Origin of the sequence: Microcoleus sp. PH2017_34_RAT_O_A, from assembly GCF_020737885.1 — a bacterium.
In the GTDB taxonomy this organism is placed as follows: Bacteria; Cyanobacteriota; Cyanobacteriia; order Cyanobacteriales; family Microcoleaceae; genus Microcoleus.
Genome location: NZ_JAEQDD010000140.1, coordinates 1 through 12,019 on the forward strand (window position 1 = coordinate 1; position 12,019 = coordinate 12,019).

Genomic DNA, 12,019 nt, shown 5'->3' on the forward strand with positions numbered 1-12,019 from the left:
TTGGATTTTGGATTTTCGATTGGGGATTGAAGATTTTTGATTGTCAACTGTCAACTGTCAACTGTCAACTGTCAACTCTTCCTTCTTCCTTCTTCCTTCGTGACAACTGTCAACTGTCAACTGTCAACTGTCAACTGTCAACTGTCAACTGTGTCAGAGCAAGTTTGTGTCGGAGTTGAGTCCGCTCCAAACGATTCAGGATGCGAGCAATTAATTCCGGTTCCACGATCGGCTTATTCACGTAGTCATCAGCACCCGCGACAAACATTTGACGCACTATTTCCGACTCAGAATGAGCAGTCAAAAATAGCACGGGAAGCTTGCTCCAGCGCAAATCGTTCCGCACCGCCAAACACAGCTCGATACCACTATAACCAGGCATCTCCACATCTAAAATTAGTAAATCTGGACAAGTGGTTTCGAGTACCTCCCAGAACTTTTCGGGCCGCTCTAATGTTGTGACTTGCAATCCCCAAGGTTGTAGAATCATTTTCAGCGCAGCCAATAGATGCACATCATCGTCTACTACCATAACTTTGGCTTCAGAAGCGCCTGTTTGGTCGAGAACCTGGGCGACTGCTTTGAGTATATCTGCTGGGGAGATAGATTTATGTAAAAAGCCCGAAGCTCCCAAACGAGCAACTTCAATTCGATCGCTCAATTGATTGTTCCCGCTAAAAATCATCACTGGAATATCAGGTTTTTCAGTGCGGAGCTCGGCTAGGAGAGTAAGTCCGTTTTCCTGAATTCTGGAAAATGTCAAATCCAGTAAAATCGCGTCGGGAGGCTGTTGAGAAATCGCGCTTCTTGCGGATTGCCCAGATGTGGCAACTTCTATCTCAAAGCCCGAACCGGATGCTGCTGCTTTTAGTCGATCGCTCTGCAAAGTATCATCATCAACGATCAGAATGCGGCGCTTTTTGGAAACCGCAGTAACCAGCTCGCTTTCAGGTTCCGGCGGGCGATCGAATATCTGTTTGAGCAAATCCTGAAAATCCTCAATCTGCTGAGCAGTCTCCGGTTTAAAGATGTTTTGGGCCTTGAACAACTGTTCGATCTTGCGCGCAACTTCCGAACCTTTAGGCAGCCCTAAAGTTCCCAAAGAACCGACTAATTTGTGAGCTTGCTCCTGGGCTTCCCGCCGCAGTTGGTTGTCCAAGGTTCCGGTTTTCAGTTGGGCGATCGCGCGATCGAATATCACCACCTTTTCGATAAAATTAGCTTTTAACTTGCCCCGAATTTCCGCAACCACACTCAGGACTTGGAGGCGGCGCTCATCGTTGCTTAATTCCTGGCTGTGTGCGATCGATTCAGCAGGTACATTTTCTTGACTTTTAGCAGTTTCTGCCGTATCCCGGGCAACTTTTGGACTCTCAATCTCCTCCGGCAGACTTTTGAGCCGGTAGCCCAATCCATACACCGTTTCCACTAAATCTACAGTCATCCCGGCTGCTTTCAGCTTGTGCCGCAGCCCCTTGATATGAGCGGTAACGGCTTCTTCTTGAGGAAATTCGCCCGCCGACCAAATGCGATCGAGCATGGCACTGCGGCTGAAAATGCGCCGGGGATTTCTCAGAAAAAGTTCCAGCAGATTGTACTCTTTGGGAGTCAAATGCAGAACTTTTTCGCCATAAGTTACTTCCGTAGTATCCGGGTTGACTTGCAGTTTTTCCCAAGTCAAACTTGTACTCGACAAACTTGCCTTACCCCGGCGCAGCAAAGCCCGAATTCGAGCAATTAATTCTTGGAGATTAAAGGGTTTCACCACATAATCGTCTGCACCCGCTTCTAAACCTTGAACTCGATCGTTACTGCTATCTAGCGCTGTCAGCAATAAAATCGGCATTTGGCAGCCGGACGATCGCAATTCCCGACACAAACTAATACCGTCGAGTTTAGGAATCAGCACATCCAAAACAATCAAGTCGTAATCGTAGGCTTGTGCCAACTGCAAGGCTGTTTCGCCGTCTTCCGCCGTATTCACATTGTAATTATGAGCATTCAGCGCTCTGGTCAGCAAATTGATTGTAATTGTGTCATCTTCTACTAGCAAAATTTTCATAAACCTAGCCTGTTATTTGACCAATTCTTGTGACTTTAAATCAAAATCTTGTGATGCAAATAGCGTTGCCTAACTCTTAATTTATTCGTATTAACCTCCTTCAAACAAATAGTATTGTGCAAATTGTAAAATTGTTACTTTTTATTTTTTCAGACCAACCGCCCCGACGATTATGAAGTTCTTGAAACACGAGCTTTTTTCCAGATATCACGACGATAACTCAAGGCGTCTTCCTTTTTCCTTCTCCTTCTCCTATATAGCGGTTCTCAAGCGTAGTGAGTATGCCCTGTTTGGCCGATGCCTCATGCCCCATGCCCCATGCCCCATGCCCTATGCCCCATGCCCTATGCCCTGTTTGGCCCATGCCCCATGCCCATTCGTACCTCATATGAGAGCTAGAAAGGCTATACATATCGAAAAGTTAAATCAGATGAGCCCTAGAATTTTAGGGCTTTTTCGACTTCAGCGCCTGCTGAATTTTTTGAATCAGATATTGCGATGAATCTTGCTGCTTAACTATATCTTCCCATTCAGAAATTTCAGCTTCAGCGTCTTCTAAATCTTTAACTAAAGAATGAGCAACAACACTTTTTTTAACTCCCAAATTTTCTTTAATGGCGGTCGGTGAATTGAAATCTTTTTCCGCTATTAATTCCTCCAACTCTAACAAAGCCATTTCCGCACGATCGATCTTGATGGTCACCGATTTAGCTACATTAGCACCCGCTCTTGCTGCCTCCGTGAGTTCGTGAACCCGAAGTTTAAATCGGCTGGCAATTTGCTCGATTTGGGTCCCCAATTCAAAAGTTTTACTTGCCAGTCTGCCAATTTCCAAACTCACCTTGCTCAGACCGCTGGGCTGATTTCCCATTTGATTGGTAACTACAGCCACCTGTACTGCTAAATGCCTGACTTGTTCGATCGCCTCCCCGATGGTTCGGGAAGTGCGGTTAACCGTTTCTAAATCATTAGCTATTGCTTTGCTAATACCCAAAATTTTCTGTGTATTATTGCAAATAGAATTAGCACCTTGAAAAGTAGCTTGAAATGCTTGGCGGCCTTCTGAAGAAATTAACTTCGCAATCCTCACAAATCGCTGATTTATTTGAGAAATTTCTTCAGCTTGTTTGACCAGTGTCACTTGCTCGCGACTCGGAGTATTCTGCAATACTTGGGCTTGAAGGTGTTGGGATTTTAGCAACTCCTGGCATTCATAAAATTTTGCCTGTTCTTGTTGAATGATTCCCATATATTTCTGTCTTTCTACTCTGTATTTTTGAATAAGCTTGTTAGCTTGAGCTAAAATTTTAGACTGGGCAATCACCAGAGTCCGAACGTCCAAAAGGCGGAAACTCTGATTGTCCATTACCACAATAATTGGTTCATAAATTAAATCTTTATGCCTGTTGAGAGACGCTTGTACGGCATCCTCAACTTTCCAGTTTTCCTCCATCAGCAAAGGCGGTATTCTCATAAAATCTAACAAGGCTCGAATCGGATGCTGACCGTAAATTTCTACGCGATCGGGGAGACTCATTTGTTCTCGAAATTTGACGCGAGAAATCATGCCCAATACCTGTGATTCGTGAGTAATAATCACTCCCGGTAGGTCTGGTTCTTGCTCGAATCTTTGAGCCACTACCTGTCCTGGAGTTGCAGCACTGACTTGGAAGTGGTGACACGGCAGATGTCCGATCGTGAAATCGGGGGTGAGTTGAGTTGGATTGCTCATTTACCCGGATAGTGTTAAGTAGAAGTTAACAAATTATATATTGATATTATACTGGATTAAGATTGTTTAAAGTAGTCAGCAACCCAGTCTTAAAAGAACTGAGCTTGTAAGAGTAATATCTCGCAAGCTGTGTTGACCAGCCTCAGCCTTAACTGGCTACGTTATTTGAGTCACGACACCGCAGAAAAACGGATACAAGCGCGCGACTTAAGTTGCGAGCAGCCCAAAATCTTAGCTCGAAGTTCCTGCTCCGGTGATTCACGAAGCTGCAAGTAAATCTAAAATCTAAAATCTAAGATCTAAAATCGACTGACTTCTTTGATCTCAAGTCTTTTGGAGCGGCCCCGTCTGCTGCGCCCCTGGTTCCCTCCCCAAAACAGCGGCATTCATATTTTGTCCTTTAAAACAACCGGGAAAATACCTAGATTGAAACCAAAAACCTTAAATCGAACTTTGCCGATCGCAACCTTTGAGGCTGCTTACCAGTTGTTAGAGCAAATGGCTGAACTCCCGGGGGCGATTTGGCTCGCCGACGATGCGATCGCCAATCCTGAAAATGGGGAAGGAAACTCGTCCCAAAGGTTTGCAGCAGTGGTATCAGCTCGGTTTAGCGCGCTGCTGCGGGGCGAGGCATTAGATGAGTTGGCAACAAACGGACGCAAACACAGTGAAAAACATCTCACTTCGCAATTAAATGTGGATTTGACTTTCGATCCAGGGGCGATCGCCAAATTCCTCTCTCCCCTCGCAGACAAACTCGCAGAAATAACGCCCGCACCGCCAAGACAAATTGACATTCGCGCCCTCAAACAAGCAATTAAGAACATACAGCCGAACTCGGCAATTTTACAAAGCGAATTCACCCTAAATTTGCTGGATCTTCTCGCTACCGATGCCAGCAAAAACAGTCCCCTGCCCCTAAAGCTCCCAACAGAAATAGAGGGAAACTCAGCGTTAAAACCGATCGCTCCAGAAACGCTACACCACCAGATTGCCGAAGCCGTCAATCACTTACAAATTGCCAGTCCCTGCATTTCATTTTGTCAGTCTGTGGAAGATGCTTTGCAGCAGCAGCTAGAACAAGAGCGACTTTTGAATCAGGTGACAACTCAAATCCGCCAGAGTTTGGAATTACCAGTAATTTTGTCAAAAGCAGTTTCGAGAGTGCGAGAGTTTTTGGATGTCGATCGCCTGTTAATTTATCAATTTGAAAAAGTGCCAGCCCCCCACCATGCCGAATTAGGTAAAGAAATACCTATGGCGGTTTCTGGCGAAGTCAAAGAAAATCCCGGTTCTTACTTGTATTTAGGTCGCGTTACCTACGAAGCTTTAGCCAGCGATGCTATCTCGTCTGTACTGAATTTTAGTGAAGGCGCCCAGTGTTTTCCCGATGGAGTCATTGACAGAGAGAAATATCGCAAAGGTTTGGCTTTGTGCGTCACTGATGTGGAAATAACTTACTCTTCGCACTCTTGTTTTTTAGAGTTGATGCGGCGGGCGAAGGTGCGGGCGAAGTTGCTAGTACCGATCGTAGTTCAAGACGAATTGTGGGGGCTGCTAATCGCCCACCAGTGTACTGTGTGCGAGTGGGAAGAAAGCAAAAAAACATTTTTGCGGCAAATAGCAGAACATTTGGCGATCGCCATTTACCAAGCCGAACTTTATGCAGAAGTCCAGCAGCAAAAGTGTACCTCTGAACAGCGCGTCATAGAGCGAACGCAAGAACTGCGCGATGCCCTTGCTACCGCCCAGTCTGCCAGCCTCGCCAAAAGCGAATTTTTGGCAGCTATGAGCCACGAATTGCGGACTCCCCTCACCTGCGTCATCGGCATTTCGGACACGCTGCTGCGGTGGTCTTACGGCAAAGTTGGCACCAAAGAAGTACCAATTGCCAAACAGCGACAGTACCTGCAAACTATCCGGGACAGCGGCGACCACTTATTAGAATTAATTAACGATATTTTAGATTTATCGCAAGTAGAAGCAGGAAAAGCAGTATTAAAAATTAGTGAATTTTCAATTTCTAAATTAGCTTCTCAGAGCCTGCACGCCTTCAAAGAAAAAGCTATAGCTAAAGGCGTGGAACTCGTGCAAGAACAGCGGATCAAACAAGAGTGCGATCGCTTCACCGCAGACCCGCGCCGCTTGAGACAAATTCTGTTCAATCTTTTAGGAAATGCGATTAAATTTACTCCCGAAGGCGGGCGAATCGTCCTGCGAGTGTGGGTGACAGAAGATAAAACTCGGACGCCAGCAGTGCGACAGCCCGGTACTGCACCCCCAGGTAGCACCGCTGTTTTTCAAATCAAAGATACCGGCATTGGAATTCCCGAAGATCAGCGATCGCTCTTGTTTCAAAAATTCCAGCAGTTAGATTCCCCCTACCGCCGCGAATACGGCGGCACCGGTTTGGGATTGGCATTGACCAAACAATTAGTAGAACTTCACGGCGGCGCGATCGAAGTCAACTCTACAGTTGATGTTGGCTCTACTTTTACAGTTTTTATACCAATGCAAACTAAAAGCAAAGATGAATCCACAAAATTCAAATATGAAAAATCGAATTCATCTTTACCGCTGCACTCTTCCTCCTTGCGGGGCAGCCTCGTCCTCGTAGAAGAAGATGAAGAAACTGCCATGCTGATTTGCGATATCCTGACAGCCGCAGGAATGCAGGTAGTGTGGATGATTGAAGGCTCGGCGGCGGTAGAACAAATTGAACTTTTGCAGCCCAATGCTGTGATTGTGGATATGCGTTTACCCGGGATGAACGGCTGCGAAATAATTCAACAACTTCGCCAAAAACCCGCTACTGAAAATCTCAAAATTCTGGCTTTAAGCGCTAAAGAAATTCCCGCAGATGAAATATCTTTTGTGACGGCGGGAGCTAACGATTGTTTGGCTAAACCGATTCACCCCGAGCAATTGCTTGACAAAATTCTTTCTTTAATGGCCGGGATTAATGGATAATGGGGCATGGGGCATGGGGCATGGGGTATGGGGCATGGGGCATTTAATATAATTGAGTTTTTGAGGTAATTATGGGAAGACCTGATTTTGAGGAATTAGAAGTTTATAAGTTGGCGGAAAGTTTGGCGAATCAGATTTGGGAGATTGTTAAAAAATGGGATTACTTCACAAAAGATGCGATCGGCAAACAGATCGTTCGGTCTGCTGATAGTGTCTGTGCTAATATTCCTGAAGGAAGAGGTCGTTAGAGTGACCAAGATAATCGGCGTTTTGTAAAAATTGCGAGAGGCTCTTTGTACGAAACCGTAAACTGGTTAAGATTAGCCTATGCTAGACAACTCATCACCAGCGAAGAAGTAAGCAAATTTAAACCAATTGTTGATAAATTACTACCAAAACTTAACGCCTATTTGAGTTCAATAGGACACAGGGAATAAATTACAAAAAAAGCCCAATTCCCAATGCCCTGTTTGCCCCATTCCCATGCCCCATGCCCCATGCCCCATGCCCCATTCCCCATTCCCCAATTCCCCATGATTAACTGTCAAATTCCCACAGGATTAATTGTTTCTTGTCAAGCACCTGCTGATTCGCCACTGCACGATCCGATCGTGATTGCAGCAATGGCTCGCACCGCCATCAATCGAGGGGCATCGGGCGTGCGGATTGACACCCCGGCTCACGTTGCAGCGGTGCGACAACAGGTATCGGCTCCCGTAATTGGCATTTGGAAGCAGCAATTGGCGGGATGCGAGATTTACATTACTCCTCGGTTTGAAGACGCACGGGCGATCGCACTTGCAGGAGCAGATATTATCGCCATTGACGCGACTTTGCGAAACCGCCCTGCTGGCGAAGACTTAAAGACGTTAATCGATCGCATTCACAAAGAATTAGGGAAATTAGTCATGGCGGATGTAGATACTATAGAATCTGCGATCGCCGCTGCTGAAGCTGGTGCAGATACTGTCGGTACTACTCTTTTTGGCTACACACCCCAAACAGAAAGTTTCTCGCCGCCCGGATTTGATTTGCTAGCGCAAATGGTAGCAAAGCTCAAGATTCCCGTTATCTGCGAAGGCGGAATCTCTGGGCCCTCCATGGCTCAAAAAGCATTGAATTTAGGAGCAACGGCTGTTGTTGTCGGTGGAGATATTACTGGAATTGATATTAAGGTGACAGCCTATGCGTCGTTCATTCAGTTGACAGTTGACAGTTGACAGTTGACAGTTGATCTGTTGTAGGGGCAGTGCCCCCGTGAGAGCCCTCTTAGTTGACAGTTGACCGCTTGAGGGCAACCTCTACCTGGAAGTCCGAGGATTGGAGTAATGAATCGTCTGATTTTAATTTCTACGCCAAACCCAGAGGCTTTCAAGCAATTATTTATGCTAATAGGAAAATAAATAGGAAATTGTAGAACAAGAACTGTACGGGATTTTACGTATTTATGTATCTGCCAATAGGCATATTTATGTCGGTCACTAAAGAGCTAAAAGTTGTCATCGCTGTATCCTCCCCGAAATAATCCGGATGAGAATTAGATCTGCCTGTTAATTCAATCAAAGAGCAGATTAATTAATATGGCTAGCGATTTTTCTTTTAACTCTAAAGTCCGATTAAACAAAAATACCTCGGACAATCCTGCACAGCAACGGAGTCGATCGCTCCAAGTGATGATTTTTATGCTGATCGTCACTACATTAGTGACGATGCCGATGTTTCGTCTAGCCGAATTGCAACTGGTACAGGGAGCCTACAACCGACAGCGGGCGGAAAATAACCGCATTCGCCCTGTCTCAGTCGCAGCGACTCGCGGTCAAATTTTAGATCGCAACGGCAAAATTTTGGCGGCGAACCGCGTATCGCGATCGGTGTATTTGTGGCCAAAAGAGCGATCGGCAAAGGATTGGCAAGAAGTCGCGGCTACACTGAGCCCGATCGTCAAACTTCCCGCCACCGAAATCATCAAAAAAATCGATGTAGCCGGCTACAAATCAGCCCTGCCAGTGCGAATTAGTAAAGATATCGATGTCGCTACTTTCGTCGCTTTGGGAGAACAAAGCAATACTTTGCGGGGAGTTGAAATTCGCGTAGAATCGAGCCGCGACAATCCCAACCAGCAATTAGCAGCTCACCTTTTGGGGTACGTCGGTGAAGCTACTTTAGACGAATTAAAAGCTAATCCTGCATATCCAATGGGGATGATCGTCGGTCAAATGGGAGTTGAAAAGTTAGCCAATCCAACTTTAGAAGGCGTTTGGGGGAACCGTTTGATCGAGGTGAACGCTAAGGGCGAGGAAATTCAAGATTTAGGCGTAAAAGAGCCTATTCCCGGCAAACCCGTGCAGCTAACTTTAGATTTAGATATGCAAAAAACTGCCGAAAAAGCTTTGGGCGATCGCCTGGGTGCCGTTGTAGCGATCGACGTGAAAACCGGAGCGCTTTTAACAATGGCTAGTTGGCCGACATTTGACCCCAACATTTTCACCCGCAAGGTGACTCAAACAGAATGGGATCGACTGCAAGGGCCAGAAAAACCATTTTTAAATCGGGCAGTTCAAGGCTATCCAGTCGGCAGCACTTTTAAGATTGTAACTTCTGTCGCCGGCATGGAATCGGGCAAGTTTTCTCCTGACTCGACTTTAGTATCATCTTCTTCAATTACGATCGGTGGCATTTCTTTCAACGAACACGGCGCGGGTCAAGGTGTTATCGGTTTTCGCGATGCTTTGGCCTTTAGCAGCAATACATTTTTCTATCAAGTAGGCATGGCGGCAGGCCCGGAACAAATGTCGAAATGGGCGTCTAAAATGGGCATTGGCGGGACGATTAATTTAGATATTTTGGGGATAGACGGTGCCAATCACGGTCAAGTGCCCACGCCAGCAGAGAAAAAGAAAATGTACAAGGAAGATTGGTATGTGGGCGATACCGTCACAATGGCGATCGGTCAGGGTTTGGTACTTTGTACTCCCCTAGAATTGGCTGTGATGGTGTCAACTGTTGCTAATGGCGGTTATCGAGTGCAGCCGCACTTATTGGCTTCTCAAACCAATACACCCCTCACGAAAAAAATCCCCACAGGAATTAAACCTTCTACTTTAAAGGTGATTAAAGAAGGATTGATGGACGTGGTGAAAAAGGGTACAGGCCGCGGTCTGAATGACGGTACAATTCCTTTAAGTGCTGGCAAGACAGGGACTGTGGAAATGCCAGGTCATCCTGACAATTCGATGTATGTGGGTTTTGCTCCCGCTGACAAGCCGGAAGTTGCGATCGCAGTTATAGTCGAAGGCGGAGGATTTGGTGCCGTCTCGGCCGCACCAATTGCTCACGAAGTATTTAAAACCTATTTTCAAAAACAAGGTTTTAAACCTACTAACAAGCCTTTCAAATAATAATTGATATTATAGCGAATCTAGCTCTCATATGAGGTATGTTGTTGGGCTTGGGCCCTATACGTCTAAGCGGTTATCGAGCTGTCAGTTATACCTCATCTTTTTGAGAAAGGCTATATGCCCTGTCAATTACGCTAAAAACCGTTTCTAGTGAAGACTTTAGTCACACCGTGTCAATTATCAGCCCTAAAAATGGTTTGTAGTGAGGAATGCAAGTCCGCATCCAAATCCGAGGACTGAAGTCCTCACTACAAACCAATCTTATTATGGTCGTTCGACGGGACATGATATTAATTCTTGACTGCTGACTGTTAATATTTTGTCAAGTAAGGTGCTCCCGCGCACCTTACTGTTGTCAATGCACTCAAAAGTTTTCTCCAACCAATCGTCTCACCTCCAAAGTCGATAAATTCATCATTTGCGCCACCTGTTCCAGATTCATCCCAGAATTTAAAACTTGAGTTAAGAGCGATCGCAAAGCTGACTCCGCTGCCAGCCGCGCTTGCTGTTCTTCCTTGTGAGCCTTCAAAGATTGAGTTATTTTAGTAGTATCAACATTTTTATTCTCAACAGATTCTAGAAATAAAGTCATGAACGAAGAAGAAGAAGCAGAATGGATCAGAATATGCAACAGTAGAAAACAGGTGTGGTTAGAAGAAGTGCTCAGGCGCTATGAGGCAGGGGAGAGAGACTTTTCTCTAATTCAAGTGTACTTGAGCGACGAGCAATCTAAGGAGCGCTACTTAAGTGGAGTGAACTTGAGTGGAGCTAACTTCAGGGAAAGTGACTTGCTACATCTGGTTTTGTACGGACAAGGAATCAATTTTAGTGGCTCAGATTTGAGCGACCTTGACTTGGCCCGCGCACATTTTGAAGATGCGGATTTGAGTGGGGCTAACCTGAGCGGAGCTTGTCTGTAGCGAGCTAACTTTGGCAGAGCGGATTTGACTGGGGCGAACTTGACTCAGACCGATTTGCAGGAGACTAAGTTTTACGACGCGAATTTGAGTAGAGCAAACTTAAGTGGAGCCGAGATGATTGAGACAAGTTTTGATGATGCTAACTTAACCGATAGTGATTTTAGGAATGCTAAGTTTAAAAATAGAGTTAGTTTTTCTCGAGCTGACTTGACGAGAACTAACTTTTTTGGCACCAAGTTGGATCTGGATGAAATTAGAAGTCACAAATCTGAAATGGCTATTTTTACAGATGCTCACTTTAAAGATACCATCATGCCCGATGGTACTATTGGGAACAGTGAAGACTAATTCATAGCTACTATGGCATGAGTTGATAAAAAATTGCTCCCGAAGTAAGTATTTGCTAGTTTTAAAACATTAAGCTATTTTAGTAGAATCAACATTTTTATTATTGTCAACAGCTTCGAGGAATAAAGTCATGAACGAAGAAGAAGAAGAAGAAGAAGAAGAAGAAAAACGAGAAGCAGAATGGATGAGAATATGCAACAGTAGAAAAAGGTTGTGGTTTGAAGAAGTGCTGAGGCGCTATGACGCTGGGGAGAGAGACTTTTCTCTAATTAAAGTGAACTTGACCGGCGATCAATGTAAGGATGGTTACTTTAGTGGAGTAAACTTGAGTGGGGCTAACTTCAGGGAAAGTGACTTGCAACGGCTAGTTTTTTACGGACAAGGAATCAATTTTAGTGGAGCAGATTTGAGCGACCTCGACTTGGCATACGCGCATTTTGAAGATGCTGATTCGAGTGGGGCGAACCTGAGCGGAGCTTGTCTGTGGCGGGCTAACTTTCGCAGAGCGGATTTGACTGGGGCAAATTTCAGCAGAAGTGACTTACAGGAAACTGGTTTTCACCTAACTAATTTGAGTAGATGCAAATTT

The 12,019-nt window shown here is 45.3% G+C and carries 8 protein-coding genes and 2 pseudogenes; 7 read left to right on the forward strand and 3 right to left on the reverse strand.

Annotated features, from left to right (window positions below):
- Positions 1 to 130 precede the first annotated feature (130 nt).
- Both JGK11_RS30550 and JGK11_RS30555 read right to left on the reverse strand, forming a co-directional pair.
- Complete coding sequence (locus tag JGK11_RS30550) at positions 131 to 2,062, reverse strand: response regulator (RefSeq protein WP_293214191.1); 1,932 nt, start codon at positions 2,060 to 2,062, stop codon at positions 131 to 133.
- A gap of 445 nt (positions 2,063 to 2,507) precedes the next feature.
- Positions 2,508 to 3,794 carry a chemotaxis protein gene (locus JGK11_RS30555; RefSeq protein WP_293175564.1) on the reverse strand — a complete coding sequence of 429 codons (1,287 nt, stop codon included), beginning with the start codon at positions 3,792 to 3,794 and terminating at the stop codon, positions 2,508 to 2,510.
- A gap of 426 nt (positions 3,795 to 4,220) precedes the next feature.
- Between JGK11_RS30555 and JGK11_RS30560 the strand changes: the two genes are divergently transcribed.
- The 4 genes and pseudogenes from JGK11_RS30560 to mrdA all read left to right on the forward strand — a co-directional run bounded on the left by JGK11_RS30560 (position 4,221) and on the right by mrdA (position 10,162).
- A complete protein-coding gene (locus JGK11_RS30560; protein ID WP_293214193.1) occupies positions 4,221 to 6,764 on the forward strand; it encodes a GAF domain-containing hybrid sensor histidine kinase/response regulator in 2,544 nt (847 codons plus the stop codon).
- A 71-nt stretch (positions 6,765 to 6,835) separates the two neighbouring features.
- Positions 6,836 to 7,201, forward strand: a pseudogene (locus tag JGK11_RS30565) (four helix bundle protein).
- Positions 7,202 to 7,297: 96 nt separating this feature from the next.
- Entirely contained in the window at positions 7,298 to 7,984 is a 687-nt protein-coding gene (locus tag JGK11_RS30570) for an N-acetylmannosamine-6-phosphate 2-epimerase (RefSeq protein ID WP_293175844.1), read from the forward strand.
- 360 nt (positions 7,985 to 8,344) lie between these two features.
- A complete protein-coding gene (gene mrdA, locus JGK11_RS30575; protein WP_293175558.1) occupies positions 8,345 to 10,162 on the forward strand; it encodes a penicillin-binding protein 2 in 1,818 nt (605 codons plus the stop codon).
- Between the two features lie 364 nt (positions 10,163 to 10,526).
- Here mrdA and JGK11_RS30580 read toward each other — a convergent pair whose 3' ends face one another.
- A complete protein-coding gene (locus tag JGK11_RS30580; RefSeq protein ID WP_293208670.1) occupies positions 10,527 to 10,754 on the reverse strand; it encodes a hypothetical protein in 228 nt (75 codons plus the stop codon).
- Here JGK11_RS30580 and JGK11_RS30585 point away from each other — a divergent pair.
- The 3 genes and pseudogenes from JGK11_RS30585 to JGK11_RS30595 all read left to right on the forward strand — a co-directional run.
- Positions 10,753 to 11,082 carry a pentapeptide repeat-containing protein gene (locus JGK11_RS30585; protein ID WP_293214196.1) on the forward strand — a complete coding sequence of 110 codons (330 nt, stop codon included), beginning with the start codon at positions 10,753 to 10,755 and terminating at the stop codon, positions 11,080 to 11,082. The genes JGK11_RS30580 and JGK11_RS30585 overlap by 2 nt on opposite strands.
- A gap of 12 nt (positions 11,083 to 11,094) precedes the next feature.
- Positions 11,095 to 11,430: pseudogene (locus JGK11_RS30590) on the forward strand (pentapeptide repeat-containing protein); the annotation flags it as partial.
- 130 nt (positions 11,431 to 11,560) lie between these two features.
- Positions 11,561 to 12,019: pentapeptide repeat-containing protein (locus tag JGK11_RS30595; RefSeq protein WP_293214198.1), on the forward strand; the 459-nt coding region annotated here is incomplete at its 3' end.

What these genes read in the sequence shown, in the direction of transcription:
- JGK11_RS30580 (WP_293208670.1), bottom strand. Translation starts at nt 10,754, where the DNA reads ATGACTTTATTTCTAGAATCTGTTGAGAATAAAAATGTTGATACTACT.
- JGK11_RS30555 (WP_293175564.1), bottom strand. Translation starts at nt 3,794, where the DNA reads ATGAGCAATCCAACTCAACTCACCCCCGATTTCACGATCGGACATCTG.
- JGK11_RS30570 (WP_293175844.1), top strand. Translation starts at nt 7,298, where the DNA reads ATGATTAACTGTCAAATTCCCACAGGATTAATTGTTTCTTGTCAAGCA.
- JGK11_RS30550 (WP_293214191.1), bottom strand. Translation starts at nt 2,062, where the DNA reads ATGAAAATTTTGCTAGTAGAAGATGACACAATTACAATCAATTTGCTG.
- mrdA (WP_293175558.1), top strand. Translation starts at nt 8,345, where the DNA reads ATGGCTAGCGATTTTTCTTTTAACTCTAAAGTCCGATTAAACAAAAAT.
- JGK11_RS30585 (WP_293214196.1), top strand. Translation starts at nt 10,753, where the DNA reads ATGAACGAAGAAGAAGAAGCAGAATGGATCAGAATATGCAACAGTAGA.